The following is an 18,746-nucleotide window of genomic DNA, read 5'->3' as shown; positions in this document are numbered from 1 at the left end:
TTACGGCACGGTAACACGATTCGGATCCGGATCAGCCACATCAAGAATTCCGTCACCGTCGGTATCGACCGGAATCTCGATGTTGTCGAGCCAAACGGTATCCTGCCCGGCCACGGTGCCGCCGTCTTTCGTGTAGCGCCACTCGAAGGCGTGCTGACCCGCTGTTACCGCAAAGTCGGTGGATGCCAGCCATCCTGTTTCACCTGAATAGCTGGCCATTTCGACTCCGTCGATCATAAAGATCAGGCGGTCGTAGTCTTGCTCGGTACTGGTTTTCACGCGGAAGCGCACATTGCCGGAACCGGTTACCAATGACATCCCCAGACTGGCGCTGCTGTTATCAGCGACAGTAGCGCCGATTTTCACGGCGTAACTGCCGGCATAAGCCTCATCGTCACTCACTTGCCAGATCTGGCCGCCATTACGCCAGTTCGGCGGCAGTTGCCCCAGCTCAAAGCCTTCCATACCCAGCTCGGACAAATAGGCTTCCTGCATCCAGGCCACCGGCATCAGACGGTTTACGTTTGTATTGGAGCCTACACCGAGTTCACCGGAATAGTTGTTCCCCATAGCGTAGGTAATACCCTTACGCTGAATAAAGCTGGAGTTGCTGCCTGCCCCGATCAGATCGACCGCATCAGCGATCAGGCAGCCCGTAGACGCCCCATAGGAACTACATATCCCCAAGGCATCGCCATAGCCCGCCCCGTAAAGCTCACCGTTATTTTTCAACCAAACAGAATGGCCGTACCCGGCCGCAACCGCTGTGACGTCTGCGGCAATCCACACCGGCACGTTGCGGTTTACAGTGCTGCCATCACCAAGGGTGCCGTAGTATTCGTTATATCCCCAGCCGAACAGATCGCCTTGTTCATCAATGGCAAAACTATGATTTCCACCCGCCGCGATGTGGCGAATGCCGCTGATTTTACTGACGGTTTGCCAACCACTGACAGAGCTGAAGCTGCCGATACCCAGCTGGCCATCCCCATTGCCGCCGCTGGACATGACAGAGCCATCTTCCAACAGAGCCAGAACATGGTTGTAACCGCCAGCTAACTGCCGGACGTTAGCGATGCTGTTATCGGAAGTAATGGATGACAAGCTGGAAAGAGAACTGCGCCAAACGGTGCCATCTTCAGCCAGAAGCCACAAATAAGACCCTGCCTGCACAAGCTGAGTAAACGCGGTATTTTCCGGCGCGCTCAACTGCACAGGCGACAGCTGACCATTCCCCGCGTTCAAGCCCCAGCCCCATACCGAGCCATCAGTACGCAACGCAACGGTGCGCCCGTAATAACCAGAAGCAACAGCAAAATCTTTTACGTCCGTCATTGCCAGCACAGGAACATTACTGGCAACTGTGTCACCGGTGCCCAGCTGTCCATTATTGTTATTACCCCAGAGGTAGAGCGCGCCATCATCAAACAGAGCACCACTATAATTACTGTTCTGACTGCCTTCTATTTTCACCAGGGCGGGTAATTGCGTATTGCGGATGCGGATCAGAATCTGGCCTTCTGCCGTACTGTACTCATCCTGCGCGGTATAACCTACGCTCAGCCAACCGATGTAATCCGCTGGCGCGGTATAAAGGTACTCGCCATCAACCTGCTGCAAAGTACCGACATCGGGTGAATCCACACTGATCAGCTGAATACTGCCACCGCTCAGATCGTTAGCGAGTGGGTCCAGCACCACAGTCTGGCTGCTGCCGACCTGCACAAGATCGAGAGCGGTTTTAAGATTAGCAACAATCGGGTTGGTACCAGCCAGAAACTCAGCGATGTTGTTTTCTCCATCACCGTCTGAATCATCATCCGGGTACGCATTCCAGTAATATCCGAAATATTCGCTTTCCCACTCATCGGCCAAACCATCGGCGTCATTGTCCTCGCTGTAGCGCGCATCATCCGGGAAGGCGTCTATGCCATCGTGCACTCCATCACCATCGCGGTCGTCCAGCGGTTCTGTACCCGCGACAAACTCATCGGCATCGGACACACCATCGCCGTCGCTATCGGCTGAGCCATCGTTGGCACCTAACCAGCCAAAATATTGGTACTCCCATTCATCGGGCAGACCATCGGCGTCGTTATCCTGCGAATAACGGGCATCGTCGGGGAAGGCATCCATCGTATCCGGAATGCCATCACCGTCGCGGTCGTTTTCGCTCGGCACAGGTACGCTGACATAATCATCCAGATAATTCGGAATGCCGTCGTTATCGGCGTCGCCCGGCGTTGGGCCATGAATACCGTGAATAAAATCGAGATAGATTTTGCCCGGAACAACAGGCTCTGAACTGCAGCAATACATAGGCATTACTGACAGGGTTGCCTGATAACGGCCCGCCGCAACGTGCGCAACAGCCACCAACCATTGGTCATAGGCACTGATGCTGGAGTTACCATCAAAATAGATTGGGTTCGGTAACTCGATGTAATGGTATGTGCCTAAGCCGTCTATTGGCTGCAATTCGAACACTACACGCAGCAACTGCCCTGGCTTATCAATACCTTCAAAATAAATGCGGCTGGCGATATCACTGCCATCCAGATCCAGAACAAAAGACAGCTGCGGATAACCGGTCGAATAATCTCCGGCACCGCCAGCCATCAGAGAATACTGGCCAGAGTATGCACGCGTGCTGGTGACGCTCCACAAAGCATTCGCTGTGTTGCTCCAACCGTCGGGCAGACTGCCGTTTTCGAAATCGAAACGCAGATGATTCAGTGGACTGCCAGTGGTAAATGCCTGCAGATCGGAGATGCCGTCGTTGTCGTAATCGGACGTTGCCGTTGCCGTTGTCAGGTCCCCCAGCAGCCTCAGTTCCCATTCATCGGCGATACCGTCGGCGTCGGTATCCAGTTTGTACAGAGGGTTCTGAGGAAAGGCATCTGTGGAGTCGGGTGCACCGTCACCATCGGCGTCATTTTCGCTCACCAGCCAATCGACACTGATCAGGCGCTGACTGTTATCAGAAAATGTCAGGCGCAGACTGACGGTGCCAGAGCTGCCAACCGCCTCAACAGGCACCTGGCCAGTCATGATTAAACCACTCCAGCTCTGCAATACCGTCAACCAGGCCGGCGCCTCCAGAACTTCCACGCTGGCCGGATTACACGCCTCTAGATTGTAGCCCCCATCATTGCCGCTCACGTATTCCCGGCATGGATAATGTTCATAGATGGAAGTACCGGAAATCAGCTGCAGCGTATCGTTTTCCTGAATGGCCACTCCATGTTCCGAGGCCTGAACAATGATCTCGTCGGAATTAGTATTAAACGCTGTGATGCCTACCCGCAGTGACGGATTCAGAACGAAACGGTCATCATCCGGTATCGCAACCGGAACGGACTTACGGGTATCTCCGGCTGGGATTAATACCGCGTAACGGAGATAGTCGTAGTAGTAATAATCACCGCTGTAAGAGAGGCTATATTCAAGTTCCAACGACTCTGTCAGTGGCGCCGACAACACAAAATCAAAGCTACCGCTTTCGCCTTCTGTCAGATTACCCTCAACCCGCACAATAACCGCAGACGAAACCGTAACGGTCACATTCAGTTCTGCCGAATTTACGCCATCGCTGACAACAACCGAAAATATGAAATTGCCCGCACTTTCCGGGCGGCCACCCAACTGAAGCTGGTCATGAGTGCGGCCGGTTATTTCAACCCAATCAGGTTTGTCCTTCAGCTGTACATCCAGGTTTTCTGGCTGCTCATCCCATAAGGAAATCGTCGCCTGCCACCACTCACCAACCGATGCATCTGACTTGCTCATTAAATTAATATCTGGAATCTGGTCGGCGTCGCAGTCGTAACTGATGCTGGTGACTTCTTCATCATCCAGATACTGATCTGCATCGGCATCAAGGCCGACCATGATTTTGGTACCATAGCCGACACAATTGTTCTCGCCCTGAACCGGCACAGTGCGTATCAGCAACCGGCCAAAATCGGCATTGCCGTCTGCTCCGTCTGCTCCGTCTGCTCCGTCTGCTCCGTCTGCTCCGTCTGCTCCGTCTGCTCCGTCTGCTCCGTCTGCTCCGTCTGCTCCATTACAAATGTAATGAGTCGCCGTCACTTCTGTGCTGTCCAACAGACCATTGGTGTTTAGATCGTCGCCCGCTTCCACCTTCAGGCCACCGGCGGCGCAATGATCACCCGCCGGTTCAACAGCGATCGAAAGTCTCGGAACTGGCAGGGTAATTTCCCGCGAAATACCATTGCAGAGACTCTCGGACTGTAACACCTCACCGGCCTGTAAAATGCCATCTGCATTGGCATCGTTACCCGTTGCAATGGTTTTACCGCCAGCAGGGCAAACCGCCTCGGATGCATCGGATAAACTCACCAACTGCACAGACTGCAGGCACACTTTGTCGGAAGACAAACGCTCACCATCGTCCAGCAGAGTATTGCCGTTTAGGTCATTAAAGAGTTCAAAAACCTGAAATTGCCCCGAGCAGGACGCATCACCGGCAGAAAAAGAGGTTGCCAGACGTACGTTAGCAACACTGAAAGACTCACCTGCTTCACCATTACAGACATAGCCAGAGCTGCTGATTTCATCGTCACCCAACAGACCGTCTTTATCGTCATCTGTGCCTGTTTCGATCTTCACGCCACCGGCCGGGCAATTATCGCCAGAGGGTTCGACCCCGGTATTAATCAGTGCGGATGGCAGATATTCGGCATTGCCATTACAAAGAACGTGGGATTCATCGACCTCTACAACGGACAAAACCCCATCGGCATCATCATCCCAACCAATGGATAGCTGTTTACCGCCAGCTGGACAGCTGGATTCAGGGGCATCATTAACAAAAAACAACGTCCGGTTTGCAGCACCATGACAGAGTACCAGTGTTCTGCTGTCGTCGATCTCGACGTTATCCAGACGGCCATTACCGTTGGTGTCGATACCAAGATGAATTTCTACACCACCATCCGGGCAATCCGATGTTGAGGCCGACATAGCTTCAACCATTGAATCGAATTGCTTCAGCGATGTATCCGGATTTTCCGGGGATGGATTGGTCCCGGAATTGGCACCCGCAGAATCATCTGAGCCAGAAGAACCGGCACCGCAGGCAGAAAGAAGCACAGCAAAAAACAGAGCCGCAAAACGAGGCGCCATCATAAAATCATCCCTGATCAGTAAGGTGCGCACGAGGCTAGATAAGTTTTTTATCAGTGTCAATGTTCGATCACGACCAGTTTGCTGTCACAAAAAGCGGTATTCACGTATGCTTCTGGCTATCCGAAATCTTTGCCTGGACACGTTATGAGCGAATTGCTCGCGACCTTTATTTTCTTTTTTGCAGTCATCGACCCGATTGGTACCGTGCCGGTATTTATCGCCGTTACCGCTCACTATTCTGAAGCCGGTAAACGCAAAATTGCCCTGCAGGCAACCCTGTACTCGGCACTGATTCTGGTGTTCTTCGTCGTCGCTGGCGAGGTCATTCTGGAAGCCATCAACATTCCACTGTCTGCCTTTCAGATTGCCGGTGGCATTGTCCTGTTTCTGTTTGCCCTGACCATGATCTTTGGTGAAGGTAAACCCGAGGAGGAAAAGAAAGCTGTTCGCGATGGCAAGGAAACCGCCATTTTTCCGCTGGCCGTGCCATCCATCGCCAGCCCGGGTGCCATGCTGGGTGCTGTGCTGATGACCGAGAACAATCGCTTCAGTCTGCTCGAACAATCCGAGACTACGCTGGTAATGCTGGCGGTACTCAGTATTGTGCTGCTACTGCTGTTAGCCGCCAGCTACGTTCATCGCCTGATCGGCAACAGCGGAGCCAGTATTATCAGCCGGGTGATGGGGCTGATTCTGGCCTCGGTCGCCGTCAGTAATATTCTGGCGGGCATCAAAACCTACTTCGCTCTGTAAACCCGCCAGTCGCTGTTTAGCGGCGCGGCGGGCGCATTTCATCTTCGCTCAGCGTACCACTGCCATCACGGTCCATACGTTCGAACATGTCCGCCAGGAAATGATCTTCGGCCACCTCTTGCTGGCTGAGTTCACCATCTCCATCGGTGTCCAGAGATTGAAATGATGGCGGACGCTGACCGGAGCCCCCAGCCGCCGATGGCTCTGGCATTTTCAGTTCGTCTTTGCTCAGTGAGCCATCGCTGTCGCTATCCAGCTCAGAGAATTTATCCGACAGAAACGGATCATCCGCCACCTCGTCCAGCGTCAGATAACCGCTGCCATCGGCATCCATATCGTCGAAGGATTGCGGATGCGCGGGCGGTTGCTGCATGCTGAAGTCGGCATAGCAAAGAGACACTGACCCGGTCAGCACGAGGGTAAGGGCAACAAGGGAAGGCTTCATTTTTTGGTCCTGATAATGTGAATTCAGGACCATTAGGCACCCTGTGCCCTCTGAAGTTTAGAGGGCAGCGGTAAACCTATGGTAAAGAGAACCGCTGTGAAAACAGCGTCAGCTCATTCTCGTTTTCAGAATATCGACCAGCAGCGCCACACCGGAGTGAGGATGCAGGTCAACCGGGGGTTGATGAGTAATGGTTTTCTTTTGCTGACGTTCAGATTCGATCACTTCGTCGGTGGATTTGGCATCAGCCATAGTGGCACTGGCAAGACAAGCTATACCAGCAATCAGCGCTTTCTTAGACATACCGGCCTCCGGTACTTTTTTGTTGTGAGTACTCAGTTTAGTTGAGTTTTTGCCATTCAGGTTCAGTAGGATTTCAGCAACAATTCATGCCAGTTTTACTCATAACAGCTGGCACGCATTTCTCCCGGGCTGATGCCGGCCATAAAAAAGCCCGACCGTCTCAGGCCGGGCAACCAGGTTTTTCAACCTCACCCACTAAAGAATCAGACGCCTGACATCGGCAATTAAGCCCACCAGCGTGGTGAAGAATCGGCCACAATCGGCACCGTTAATGGCACGGTGGTCGTACGACACCGCCAGCGGCAGCATATTGCGCGGCACAAACTCCGTACCGTTCCATACCGGTTTCATCTGCGCTCTGGATACGCCAAGAATCGCCACTTCCGGTGCGTTCACAATCGGCGTAAAACCAGTACCACCAATCGCTCCCAGACTGGAAATTGTGAAGCAACCGCCCTGCATTTCGTTTGGCTTGAGCTTGCCGTTGCGGGCTTTTTCAATCAGCTCGTTAACTTCGCTGGCAATCTGATAAATGCCTTTTTTATCGGCATCGCGCAGTACCGGTACCATCAGACCGTTTGGCGTGTCGCAGGCAATACCGATGTGCACATAGTGCTTGTGCACAATATGCTCGCCGTCGTGATGCAACGACACATTAAAACTTGGCTCAAGCTGCAACGCTTTCGCCGCCGCTTTAACCAGAAATGGCAGCGGCGTCAGCTTCACTCCGGCTTTTTCCGCTTCTGCTTTCATCGAGGCGCGGAAGGCATCGAGGTCGGTAATATCCGCCTCATCAAACTGCGTTACGTGCGGAACATTCAGCCAGGCACGACTCATATTGGCCGCCGTCACCTTTTTGATTTTGCTCATCGGCTGTAAGTCGATCTCACCGAACTGAGCAAAGTCCACCGCCGGAATCGGTGGAATACCGCTACCGCCGCTTACCGCAACAGCACCGCTTTCAGCCTGTTGTACCAGCGCTTTGACGTAGTCACGAATATCATCTTTAGTAACACGGCCACGAACACCAGTGCCCTTTACTTTGGCCAGGTTCACGCCCAGCTGTCGTGCCAGACGACGCGACGAAGGTCCTGCATACACACTGTGGGAATCCACTGCGTCGTCGGCTTTCTGCACACTCTTTATTGCCGGTGCCAGTGCTGGTGCCGATGCTGAAGACAAAGACGAAACCGGCGCAGCTGCTTGTGCTGCTGGCTGTTCTGCTGTTTTTGCTACTGCTGTGCCGGCATCAGCCGCTGCCGGGCTACTGTTATCAGCCCCCGAGGTTTTCAGACGGGCATATACCTGCCCTTCCTTAACCTTGTCGCCAACGTTAATCAGAAACTCAGTCACGATACCGGCTGCGGGTGCCGGGATGTCCATACTGGCTTTGTCGCTTTCCAGCACGATCAGCGAATCTTCGGCATCGACACTGGCGCCTTTATCCACGGCCAGTTCGATAACGGTGACTTCACTGGCACCGCCCAGATCCGGAACGACCAGATCAATAAGCTGTTCTGCCACAGCCTGATCAGGCATCCCGGCTTGCACCTGTTCTGCTGTGCTTGCTGTAACGTCTGCCGTTGTTTCAACGAGAGACGCACCACTGGTGTCTGCCAGCACAGATTCCTCTGCAGCTGTTGCTGCTGCGGATGTTTCCAGCTCAATAATCGCTGAACCTTCAGATACCTTGTCGCCCACACTGACCAGCAGCGCAGCGACGGTGCCAGCCTGCGGGCAAGGGATTTCCATGGTGGCCTTATCGGTTTCCAGCACCAGAATTTCCTGCTCAGCTTCCAGGCTGTCGCCGACGGCAACGTTTATTTCGATGATTTCTACATTTTCTGCCCCGCCAATGTCGGGCACAGTCACAGTCATTTTGCTCATGATGGCCTCCTTATCAGCATTGAGTCGGGTCAGTTTTGTCAGCAGCAATGCCCAGCTCAGCCCGGGCTTTCGCCAGATCCTGCTGCGGGAATTTGCCTTCTTTCGCCAGTTCAGTCAGAGCGGAAAGAACGATAAATTCGCGGCTGACTTCAAAGAAGTGACGCAGTTTTTTACGCGTATCACTGCGACCAAAACCATCGGTACCCAGCACTTTAAAGTTACCCGGAATGTAAGCACGCAGCTGTTCGCCGTAGGCCTTGATGTAATCGGTGGCCAGAATAAATGGCCCCTTTCGATCTGCCAGGGCCTGAGTAACATAAGGCACGGCTGCTTCCGCTTGCGGATTCAGCAGATTAATCCGATCGCAGTGATAACCATCCCGTACCAGTTCGTTGACCGATGTTACTGACCAGATATCCGACTCAACGCCGTATTGTTCACGCAGAATATCAGCTGCAGCTTCGGCTTCACGCAAAATAGTGCCAGCGCCCATTAACTGCACGCGAGGCTCAGAAGCCTTGCTTTTCTTACCGGCTTTCAGCTGGTAAATGCCTTTGATAATGCTTTCTTCAGCGACGACTGGCATATCCGGATGAACGTAGTTTTCGTTCATGGTGGTGATGTAATAGAAGCAGTTTTCCTTATCGGCAAACATACGCTTCAGACCATCCTGAATAATCACTGCCAGCTCAAAACCATAGGTCGGATCGTAAGACTTACAGTTAGGAATGGTGTGCGCCATTAAGTGGCTGTGGCCATCCTGATGCTGCAGGCCTTCACCATTCAGTGTGGTACGACCGGCGGTGGCACCAATAAGGAAACCACGTGCCTGAATATCCCCTGCGGCCCAGGCTAAATCGCCAATACGCTGGAAGCCGAACATGGAATAGAACACATAGAACGGAATCATCGGGCAGTCGGAATTACTGTAGGCCGTCGCAGCCGCTATCCAGGCCGACATGGCACCAGCTTCGTTAATACCTTCTTCGAGAATCTGGCCTTTTTTATCTTCTTTGTAGTACATGATCTGACCGGAATCATGCGGGGTGTATTTCTGCCCCTGAGAAGAATAAATACCCAGCTGACGGAACATACCTTCCATACCAAACGTACGGGCTTCATCCGGTACAATCGGCACCACGCGCTTACCGATTTCCTTATCCTTCACCAGCTGCGACAGAACCCGCACAAAGGCCATGGTCGATGACAATTCACGCTCACCGCTACCACTTAACTGACCTTTAAAGGCATCCAGATCGGGGATGGCTAAGGCATTAAAATCGCTGCGACGTGAAGGCACCGGGCCATTGAGGCTGGCGCGACGTTCACGCATATATTTCATTTCCGGGCTGTCCGGCGATGGGCGGTAATAAGGTACGCGCTCCAGCTCTTCGTCGGTCAGTGGAATGGCAAAACGATCGCGGAATTGCTTCAGCGATTCGGTATCCAGTTTTTTCACTGAGTGAGTAATATTGGCCGATTCACCAGCATCACCCAGACCATAACCTTTTACGGTTTGTGCCAGAATCACCGTTGGCTGGCCTTTGTGAGCCACCGCTTCCGCATAGGCCGCATACACCTTAAACGGGTCGTGACCACCACGGTTCAGTTTAAAAATATCTTCATCGGTTAATTCGTCGGCGAGTTCTTTCAGTTCAGGATACGCGCCGAAGAAATGTTCACGGGTGTAGGCCGGACCATTGGCTTTGTAGTTCTGCAGGTCGCCATCACACACTTCATCCATGCGCTTCTGCAACATGCCGGATTTATCTTTTTCCAGCAGCAGATCCCAGTGACGGCCCCAGACCACTTTAATCACATTCCAGCCGGCACCGCGGAATACGCCTTCCAGTTCCTGCATAATTTTGCCGTTGCCGCGCACCGGACCATCCAGGCGCTGCAGGTTGCAGTTCACCACAAAAATAAGGTTTTCCAGCTGCTCGCGGCCCGCCAGTGAAATAGCACCGAGCGTTTCCGGTTCATCACATTCACCATCCCCGAGGAAAGCCCAGACCTTACGCTCGCCACGTGGTGCCAGTTCGCGCGCCGATAAATAGCGCATAACGTGGGCCTGATAAATCGCCTGAATCGGCCCCAGCCCCATAGATACTGTTGGGAATTGCCAGTAGTCCGGCATCAGCCACGGATGCGGATAGGACGACAAACCATTGCCATCGACTTCGCGGCGGAAATTATCCAGTTGTTGTTCGTCAAAGCGCCCTTCCAGATAAGAGCGCGCATAAATACCCGGTGCAGAGTGCCCCTGAAAATAAATCAGATCACCGAGATGACCATCTTCATTCCCACGGAAAAAATAGTTAAAACCCACATCGTATAAGGTGGCGGCAGACGAGAATGACGCAATGTGGCCGCCTAAACCTTCGTCGTTATCATTGGCGCGCATCACCATGGCCAGCGCATTCCAGCGAATAAGCGAACGGATGCGACGCTCCATAAACAGGTCGCCCGGCATACGCTTTTCTTTTTCAACAGGAATGGTATTGCGATACGGGGTGGTAATAGCGGCTGGCAGATCAACGCCTTTGGACATGGCGTGATCAAACAGTTTCTTCAGCAGGAAAGCAGCCCGTTCCGGGCCAGCGTGGCGAATGGTGGCGTGCAGTGAGTCCAGCCATTCCTGGGTTTCGTATACATCGACATCTTGTGTCATGAGAACTCCGGTCTCCTTGTATAACCGCCGGGCATAGTGGCGGTTTTGTTAGCGATCCACCGCCTTGTGAGCGGCTCAGTCACATCCGGAAATTGGTCTTACCTATTTTCCTTTATTGCTGTAAATGACCATAGATAAGCACCACTTCCATTCAGTCAGTAGTTTTACCAAGACCTTTTAGCTAGTAAAACTACATATAAAAGCCCTTAATTGCCTTTACTCGTCCAGTCTGAACGTATAAAGACTGAATGACAACGCCATCCCTGTAGTTTTTTTACAAGAAACGGAGTTTTTACAACTAAGGTGTAAATAACTTACCAATTGATTACTGACTACTGAACAGCTTGGCCCTGACCTTCTTCCTGAACTGACCGGGGGTCTGCCCCGCCAGGCGACGAAAAACGCGAATGAAATAACCAACATCACTGAAACCTACCGCCGCACCAATATCCGCCACTGCCAGATTCGACTGCTGTAATAAATCACGCGCGGCGTCACAGCGTAGTTTCTGCTGGTATTGGGTGGGAGTCATTCCCGCCACGGCCCGAAAACGGCGATCAAACTGCCGCTCACTTAATCCTGCATTGCTTGCCAGCACTGATAATGTCAGAGGTTTCTGATAATTCTGCTGTAGCCAGGTTTGCGCCAGAGCAATTTCTTCATCCGGATGCTGATGACGTAAATCAGCGTAAAACACATTTTTTTCAAACGGATTACGCACTTCGGGCGAGAACTGCTGTTCAACCTGCAGTGCCAGCTCACGGCCGTATTGCAGCCCCAGAAAGTGGACCATAAGGTCGGCGCCCGAGTTCACACTGGCGGCGCAGAAAATACGATCTGCCTGGGTTAGCAGGTGCTGACGCTGCAACTGCACCCGTGGGTAATCCCGGGCAAACTGATCGAGATAATGCCAGTGCGTGGTCGCCGGCTTACCATCAAGGATACCCGCCTCGGCCAGCAAACAGACGCCAGTACCAACAGCGATGATCCTCGCCCCCTGGCGGTACTGATGACGCAGCCAGTCGATGGTGTCCTGCTCCTTCTGCACCTGTCGCCGGGGATTACGCCACAAGGCTGGCACCACAATCAGATCTGTTTTTTCTACTGCCTGTAAGGTATGGGTCGGGCGGATCTGAAAGCCGCCAAGCATACTCATGGCGTTCAGTTCACGCGCGGCCACATCCACCCGAAACAAGGCTCGTTCGTCATGCTGCACCTTCAAACGGGCCCGTGCGGCTTCCAGCATTTCCAGCGGAATGGCCACACTGGAGCTCAGCATCTGCTCAATGGCGAGCAAGGTGATATGGCGAATCATGGCTCTTTCCTCAACCGGCAACACAACCAGCATCAGGACACGCTACTGTGAGCTGTACGCTTAAATTGCGTCTTTTTAGTTCAACTATATGACCAGACTATCCTAATAGGAGTGACAACCCCAGCCCTACAATGGCCTTAATTGAACAACAGGGCTGCTCTCATACCGCACCCTGAGCATGGAACTGACAGGACACCGCCATGAGAAAACTTGCTGTTATTACTGCCTTTGGTGGCATCAATGCCGCTGGCCGCAGCTCCGGACACCACGCCTTTCGCCGTGTGGTTTTCGATGCGCTGCAGGCAGAACAACAGCAGCAAACGCTGAATGCGCTGGCGCAGGTAATGAACCTGCCGCACAACGGCGACCAGCAATGGCGTGACCACATTCTTAACAGCACCCTCATCCGGGCCTGGGACAACGTTGGCTGGGATGCTAACGCAGTTCCTTTTCACCAGCCCTTCACGGATGAAAACGACCAGCAATGCTGGCGCCTTAGCCATAAGCGACTGGCGGTTCAAAGCGCCGGCCAGACCCCAAAAGGGTTTGACCCGGCTGCACTCTATCCTTCCCGTCACCACCCGCGCGGCCTGCAACTGGCGGTATACGCTGCCTCAGATGCGTTAGGCCAGCTGGGCATGGATTGGGATACCCTGCGTAATACACTCAAACCTGATCAGATTGCGGTATACGCCGGCTCGGCCATGGGCCAGCTCGATTTCGACGGCCACGGTGGCATGACCCAATCAGCGCTACTGGGAAAACGCGTCAGCTCCAAGCAGTGCGCGCTGGGGCTGAGTGAAATGCCTGCCGACTTTATTAACGCCTATGTGCTGGGCAACGTTGGCAGCACTGGTAGCATGGTCGGCGCCTGCGCCACCTTCCTCTACAACCTGAAAGCGGCACTGGACGATATTCAGACAGGGCGTCGTCGCCTGGTGATTGTGGGCAACAGCGAAGCACCGCTGATTCCGGAAGTCGTGGAAGGCTACAGCGCCATGACGGCGTTAGTCACCGAACAGAAATTGCGCGAACTCGACAGCCTGAGTGACGAGCAAACACCGGACTACCGCCGCGCCAGCCGCCCGTTCGGCTATAACGGTGGCTTCACCATTGCCGAATCCGGACAGTTTTTTGTGCTGTGTGATGACGAGCTGGCAGTAGAACTGGGGCTGAGTATTTACGGTGCCGTAGGCGATGTATTTATAAATGCTGATGGCCATAAAAAGTCGATCTCCAACCCGGGAATTGGTAACTATCTGACCATGGGTAAAGCCATGGGTGAAGCACGACGCTGGCTGGGGGAAAATGCGCTGAAAAAAGGCTCGTTTGTGCATGCTCACGGCAGCAGCACACCAGCCAACCGCACCACCGAATCACAGATTTTCAGCCAACTGGCTCAGGCATTCGGCATCAGCCACTGGCCAATAACCGCCGCCAAAGCTCACCTTGGTCACTCTATTGCAGCCGCCTCCGCCGACCAGTTGCTTATGACCCTGGGTACCTGGGCTCACGATATTATTCCGGGCATTACCACCAGCAGTGAAATCGCCGCCGACGTTCACCAGCAAGGCTTAAACATTCTGCTGCAGCACCAACCGGTTAATGCCGCAAAAATGCCATTGGCGTTTATTAATGCCAAAGGCTTTGGCGGCAACAACGCCTCCGGATTCATTGTCAGCCCACAGCAAACAGAACAATGGCTGGCACAGAAACATGGTGCACAGGGCTGGAAGGACTATCAGTCGCGCAATGAATATATCCGCCAGCAAGCGCAGGATTACGACGAGCAGGTTATTCGCGGCGAGCATAAACCTCGTTATATCTTTGGCGATAACGTGCTGGAGCCCGAAGACCTGGAAATCACCGACATGGAGATACGCATAAATGGCTGGAACAATGCCGTGGAGCTTTGATACACCCGAAGTCGGATAATGACTGCGTAAAGGCACAGATACGATCGCGCATATACCGCCGCGCCCATAAAAATCGCCACGGCCGTGAATATCGCTCAGAAAGGAATAACCGAGCCGTCCCAGTGCAACAGCTTACCGTGCTGCTGTGGCGATAATGCCTGCATTACCGCAATCAAACGGCTGGCGGTCTGTGCGACAGTGTATAAGCGCCCGTCGGCGATACCGGCCTGAAAAGGCTGGGATAATGCACTATCGGTTGTGCCCGGATGCTGCGCCACCACCACAGAAGCGGGAGCTTTGCGTTCCCATTCGATAGCAAGATTGCGGATAAACATATTCAGCGCGGCTTTACTCATGCGGTAGCTGTACCAGCCGCCCAGCCGATTGTCGCTGATGCTGCCGACCATGGCCGACAATGAAATCCACTTAACCGACGCACTGCGGTTAAGCAACGGCGCCAATGCCTGCGCCAGATGCACATGCGGCAACACATTCACGCGCATGCTGTGTAATAACCAGTCATCGCTGATACTGCCAACGTTTTTCTCTGGCCCATGCTGGCCATCATGCAAGACACCCGCACAGCAGAAAACCACATCAGGCTGCACACTGGCTAAAAACGTACGAATGGAGTTAACAGCAGCGGCCGACGATAAATCGGCCACACAATGTTCAGAGCTGGGCGTACCAGTGCGGCTGAGGGTAAACACAGAGTACCCGGCCTGACGCAACCCATGCACCAGCGCCTCGCCAATACCCCCACCGGAACCCGCTACCAGCACCCGTTGCACGGCTGGTTACCTCACTCAGAACGGCACGTCGTCGTCATAATTTGGCATCGACTGCGCGAACTGATCGAAGTTACCACCTGCCGCAGCACCGCTGCCTGCGCCTTCCACTTTCCAGGCCTGCAGGCTGGTGAAACATTTCTCCGGATTGCCCGGCTTGTTCCACAGACGACCCGACAGATTAAAGGTAACCACCACCTCATCGCCCGGCTGATAAGCATCCATTAACGCACATTTATCTTTGATCAGCTCCAGCGCCACGTAATTCGGGTAGTCCGGATTCTCGCCCTCACCACTCAGCTTGATAACGAACTCACGCTTGGTGAAACCATTAGCGCCGTAAGAGCGGGTTTCGTCGATGGAGTGGATAATTCCCTGGGCTTCAAAGCTTTTGGACATGACAGATACCTTATGAAATTCAGAGGCCATTGTAGGGAGTTGCAGACGGTAGCTCAACGCCCAGCGGGAAATGCCGGCGGTGTAATACCGTACGGGCGTGCTGCGCTCGCCATTCGCGGCAAAAATGCCGCTCCTACCTGATCACCTTTCAGAAGAGACATTTCCGTTGGTGCGACACCTACTGACTGATCACTGGTTTAAGATGATCGAACAACCCTTCCGGCGCTTTAAAGCTGATCGTCGCAGACTCCACCGGAATCGCTACCTCTCGCAAGCCCTGCTCATCGAAGAACTGCTTAACCTTGGGGTCAAACTCATCATACACCGACATCAGCAGATACAGCTTCTTTGCGATAATTGGGTGTTTAGCCGCTAAACGACGCATACGCGTGGGTTCGCTTAGGGTGATCGCCGCAACTTCGTTGAAGTCGTTTTCAAGGGATGTGGCGGCGTAATCGGTTACGAAGCCATCATCAAGGGTATAAGGGGAATTAAAGCTAAGAGCGTCTTCTGACGTTTCAACTTCATTCCAGGTAGCCGGCATCAACTTAAACCAATAAAGACCTATCAATGGGTGTCGCATCAATACATGAGAGCTTAATTCATGATGAATTGCATTTTCCATAATCAGCAGATTCCGCTTTGACCCGGACATATCTGCAGGCGCCGCAAAAGTTATATAGCCAGGGCCATAGAAACCACCTGCCTGATAATCACCAACCCAGATTTCATCATAAACATAAACGGATTCAGAAATTCCCTTGAAAGCGTCATCACTATACATTGAAAAAGCCCGATCAATGGCTTCAAGTATTAGCTGATTCTCCTCAACCTGCTCTCTGAATACAAGTTTATGCCCAGATTCAGAGAAAGGTATAGACGTATAACTGTCATCAAAAGCGAACCCGGGAAAGCCAGATAAAATAGTCTGATTATGCTTACGCTGAATATCCTCAAGGCTGAACTCTCTGCAACCTACTAAGGCAACAACCGACAACGCAATAAAATACAAAATAAATATTCGCGTATTTCTAAGCATAGAACTGTCCCGAATAGTCCAATAGCGAAAACCAGCGATATTAGGCGATAAACCATGTCCATAACATCCATCCCTCATATCAACTAATGAATTATCATCACCAAAAGAAACTATTAACGACCATAGGGTCACAATAGCCAATTAAGAATAATGCAACAGGTTGACCCATTTTCCGCAGACTTTTAATATGCGGGAAATTTTACAAAGGTGGCACGGAATGCTGCAGCTCACTCAGGATCAGGACATCATCCTGCATAAGGTACAACCGGGAGATACCCTCTCGAAGATTCTCTTTCATTACCATGGCCATCAGGATCAATCCAGATTACAGGGACTGATTGCCGAGTCAATGACGGCCAACGCCTTCATTAAAAACCCGGATCTCATCTACCCCGGGCAGTTGATACAGGTGCCTGTTCCAGCCACCTATAAGACCCCACCGATGGCGGGCTTTAACGTTCCCACCCTGAAGTTGAACGAGTCTTCCTGCCTGGGGCCAGTGTGTAAAAACTGGAATGAAGCCACCATTGAACAACGAACCCTCATGCCTGGCCTCATTGAACTGTCTTTGATGAGCAGTGCAGCCCTTGCCGAAGCGTCAGACAAATGGCTCAACTCAAACGCCACTCTGATGGGGAGAATTCCGACCGAGTACGAAAAATACAAAGCCGGTAAAATCTCCAAAGGCCAGTATGACTATGCAAGGAAGAAGGTCATTGACCAACTGGAGCAGAACCTGAAGTCCGCTACCGGGCTATACACAGATGGTAAAAGCAGTCGGGAAGTACTGCGTATATCCCGTACCAAAGGCAAAGCACCAACTGCCGATATCAACACTGCAGCAACCAAACTCGGTCAATATGGCAAAGCGGCGACAAAGGCAGGCTATGTATTAAGCGCAGTTTCACTTGGTGTAACCTGCCATGATATTGCCTATGAAGTTAACCCCGTGAAGAGAAGTACTCTACTTGTAGAAGGAGTTGCTAGTGTAGGTGCTGGAGCCTTTCTTGGACTGGGCGCTGGCTATAGTCTTCTATTGCTAGCTACTCCTGTAGGCTGGACTGCAGCGCTTGCGATTGGAGTTTCGATTGCAGTTGCGTCTTATGCCTTCGGTAAAAAAATGGGGCAAACGTACGAAAGAACTGCAGATGGCGACTTGTCAGATAGCTTGGGAGTATCGGAGCTCTGTTCAACGATATTTATCGACCGAAATAAGACACCTATTGAAAAAAGGTTGCTATCGAATACACAGGAATACATCGCACCATGATTGATAACAAGATGCTTTTCGACATAATGATGGTATTGCTATTTGTATGCGCTTTACTTGGAGTGTCTACCTGGTCTGCCATTTTTCTGTTGTCATTTTACTTTAAAAGATTCGACAACCTGCTATTGAAATCACCATATTTTAATGAATCAGAACAAATTAACTACAAAGAGTTCCCTCTCAGTCAATATAAGACTCTTATGTACATCAGTCTTTTTTCATTCAGGAGCATGACTGGCAAACGTTTCAAAGACGCTCAACTTCCCGAACTAGAAACCAACGTTGTGATTCTTTCGTATACGGTATCTATTATGAGTTTTTTGGTTTTAGCAACAGGACTGGCAACCCTCATTCTGCTATTAATACTGTAAGATTTACCCACCAATCAAAAAGAAGCCATCACAATGATCGACTCTAACGGCGGGCTACTATTCAACATCTGGTTATATCTGATTCTGTTCGCCTTCATATGGGGTATAGCAGTGATGGCTTTTATCGGTGTTCTGAAGATCTGGTTTTCGAAATTCGATGAAGTGCTGTTGAAAGAGCCTTACTTCAACTCTGCGGAGCAGGAAAACTACCAACACTTCCCTCTGAGCTTCCACAAAACGATTATCTATATTCACCTGTTCTCATTTAAAAAGGCAGTGAGAAAGCGTTTCAAAGATACGCCGAATATAGAACCCAGCAAGGTGGTCAGAAACGTGTCATATACCGCAGCGGTTGCTATTTACCTGCAGATTGCTTCCACACTGGCGTTTATTCTGTTGATGCCACTATTGACCAACTAACATGCCAGTCAAAGCCCA

General features: G+C 52.0%; 13 protein-coding genes. 4 read left to right on the top strand and 9 right to left on the bottom strand.

Going from position 1 to position 18,746, the window contains the following annotated elements:
* On the bottom strand, window positions 1–5,151 hold the full coding sequence (locus tag I9W95_RS04625; RefSeq protein ID WP_225672341.1) for a DUF7151 family protein: 5,151 nt from the start codon (window positions 5,149–5,151) through the stop codon (window positions 1–3).
* A 144-nt stretch (window positions 5,152–5,295) separates the two neighbouring features.
* Between I9W95_RS04625 and I9W95_RS04620 the strand changes: the two genes are divergently transcribed.
* The gene (locus I9W95_RS04620; protein WP_225672339.1) at window positions 5,296–5,904 is read left to right on the top strand and encodes a MarC family protein; all 609 of its coding nucleotides are present in this window, start codon (window positions 5,296–5,298) and stop codon (window positions 5,902–5,904) included.
* Between the two features lie 16 nt (window positions 5,905–5,920).
* Here the strand turns inward: I9W95_RS04620 and I9W95_RS04615 are convergent, their stop codons facing one another.
* The 5 genes from I9W95_RS04615 to I9W95_RS04595 form a co-directional block, all read right to left on the bottom strand.
* Entirely contained in the window at window positions 5,921–6,349 is a 429-nt protein-coding gene (locus I9W95_RS04615; protein ID WP_225672337.1) for an EF-hand domain-containing protein, read from the bottom strand.
* 108 nt (window positions 6,350–6,457) lie between these two features.
* Window positions 6,458–6,652, bottom strand: a complete 195-nt coding sequence (locus I9W95_RS04610) for a hypothetical protein (RefSeq protein WP_225672336.1) — start codon at window positions 6,650–6,652, stop codon at window positions 6,458–6,460.
* A gap of 195 nt (window positions 6,653–6,847) precedes the next feature.
* Window positions 6,848–8,539 carry a dihydrolipoyllysine-residue acetyltransferase gene (gene aceF / locus I9W95_RS04605; protein ID WP_225672334.1) on the bottom strand — a complete coding sequence of 564 codons (1,692 nt, stop codon included), beginning with the start codon at window positions 8,537–8,539 and terminating at the stop codon, window positions 6,848–6,850.
* Between the two features lie 13 nt (window positions 8,540–8,552).
* Window positions 8,553–11,210: a pyruvate dehydrogenase (acetyl-transferring), homodimeric type gene (gene aceE, locus I9W95_RS04600; RefSeq protein WP_225672332.1), complete on the bottom strand. Its 2,658-nt coding sequence runs from the start codon at window positions 11,208–11,210 to the stop codon at window positions 8,553–8,555.
* 325 nt (window positions 11,211–11,535) lie between these two features.
* A complete protein-coding gene (locus I9W95_RS04595) occupies window positions 11,536–12,525 on the bottom strand; it encodes a GlxA family transcriptional regulator (protein ID WP_225672330.1) in 990 nt (329 codons plus the stop codon).
* 200 nt (window positions 12,526–12,725) lie between these two features.
* Here I9W95_RS04595 and I9W95_RS04590 point away from each other — a divergent pair, with 200 nt between their 5' ends.
* Window positions 12,726–14,441: a beta-ketoacyl synthase gene (locus I9W95_RS04590; RefSeq protein ID WP_225672328.1), complete on the top strand. Its 1,716-nt coding sequence runs from the start codon at window positions 12,726–12,728 to the stop codon at window positions 14,439–14,441.
* A 95-nt stretch (window positions 14,442–14,536) separates the two neighbouring features.
* Here the strand turns inward: I9W95_RS04590 and I9W95_RS04585 are convergent, their stop codons facing one another.
* The 3 genes from I9W95_RS04585 to I9W95_RS04575 form a co-directional block, all read right to left on the bottom strand.
* Window positions 14,537–15,232: an SDR family NAD(P)-dependent oxidoreductase gene (locus I9W95_RS04585; RefSeq protein ID WP_225672326.1), complete on the bottom strand. Its 696-nt coding sequence runs from the start codon at window positions 15,230–15,232 to the stop codon at window positions 14,537–14,539.
* Window positions 15,233–15,247: 15 nt separating this feature from the next.
* Entirely contained in the window at window positions 15,248–15,628 is a 381-nt protein-coding gene (locus tag I9W95_RS04580) for a DUF3127 domain-containing protein (RefSeq protein ID WP_225672323.1), read from the bottom strand.
* Between the two features lie 178 nt (window positions 15,629–15,806).
* Complete coding sequence (locus I9W95_RS04575; RefSeq protein WP_225672321.1) at window positions 15,807–16,667, bottom strand: hypothetical protein; 861 nt, start codon at window positions 16,665–16,667, stop codon at window positions 15,807–15,809.
* A gap of 217 nt (window positions 16,668–16,884) precedes the next feature.
* Between I9W95_RS04575 and I9W95_RS04570 the strand changes: the two genes are divergently transcribed.
* Window positions 16,885–17,937 carry a LysM peptidoglycan-binding domain-containing protein gene (locus tag I9W95_RS04570; protein ID WP_225672319.1) on the top strand — a complete coding sequence of 351 codons (1,053 nt, stop codon included), beginning with the start codon at window positions 16,885–16,887 and terminating at the stop codon, window positions 17,935–17,937.
* A 404-nt stretch (window positions 17,938–18,341) separates the two neighbouring features.
* Entirely contained in the window at window positions 18,342–18,728 is a 387-nt protein-coding gene (locus tag I9W95_RS04565) for a hypothetical protein (RefSeq protein WP_225672317.1), read from the top strand.
* Window positions 18,729–18,746 lie beyond the last annotated feature (18 nt).

Origin of the sequence: Thalassolituus marinus (assembly GCF_020320395.1) — a bacterium.
Classification (GTDB): domain Bacteria; phylum Pseudomonadota; class Gammaproteobacteria; order Pseudomonadales; family Oceanobacteraceae; genus Venatoribacter; species Venatoribacter marinus.
Note: the sequence above shows the minus strand (reverse complement) of the source record. Positions and strands in the feature narration are given on the sequence as shown.

Excerpts from the sequence above, each read along its gene's own strand:
- I9W95_RS04625 (WP_225672341.1), bottom strand. The coding sequence starts at position 5,151 with ATGATGGCGCCTCGTTTTGCGGCTCTGTTTTTTGCTGTGCTTCTTTCT.
- I9W95_RS04570 (WP_225672319.1), top strand. The coding sequence starts at position 16,885 with ATGCTGCAGCTCACTCAGGATCAGGACATCATCCTGCATAAGGTACAA.
- I9W95_RS04620 (WP_225672339.1), top strand. The coding sequence starts at position 5,296 with ATGAGCGAATTGCTCGCGACCTTTATTTTCTTTTTTGCAGTCATCGAC.
- aceF (WP_225672334.1), bottom strand. The coding sequence starts at position 8,539 with ATGAGCAAAATGACTGTGACTGTGCCCGACATTGGCGGGGCAGAAAAT.
- I9W95_RS04595 (WP_225672330.1), bottom strand. The coding sequence starts at position 12,525 with ATGATTCGCCATATCACCTTGCTCGCCATTGAGCAGATGCTGAGCTCC.
- I9W95_RS04565 (WP_225672317.1), top strand. The coding sequence starts at position 18,342 with ATGATCGACTCTAACGGCGGGCTACTATTCAACATCTGGTTATATCTG.
- I9W95_RS04615 (WP_225672337.1), bottom strand. The coding sequence starts at position 6,349 with ATGAAGCCTTCCCTTGTTGCCCTTACCCTCGTGCTGACCGGGTCAGTG.
- I9W95_RS04575 (WP_225672321.1), bottom strand. The coding sequence starts at position 16,667 with ATGCTTAGAAATACGCGAATATTTATTTTGTATTTTATTGCGTTGTCG.
- aceE (WP_225672332.1), bottom strand. The coding sequence starts at position 11,210 with ATGACACAAGATGTCGATGTATACGAAACCCAGGAATGGCTGGACTCA.
- I9W95_RS04610 (WP_225672336.1), bottom strand. The coding sequence starts at position 6,652 with ATGTCTAAGAAAGCGCTGATTGCTGGTATAGCTTGTCTTGCCAGTGCC.
- I9W95_RS04580 (WP_225672323.1), bottom strand. The coding sequence starts at position 15,628 with ATGTCCAAAAGCTTTGAAGCCCAGGGAATTATCCACTCCATCGACGAA.
- I9W95_RS04590 (WP_225672328.1), top strand. The coding sequence starts at position 12,726 with ATGAGAAAACTTGCTGTTATTACTGCCTTTGGTGGCATCAATGCCGCT.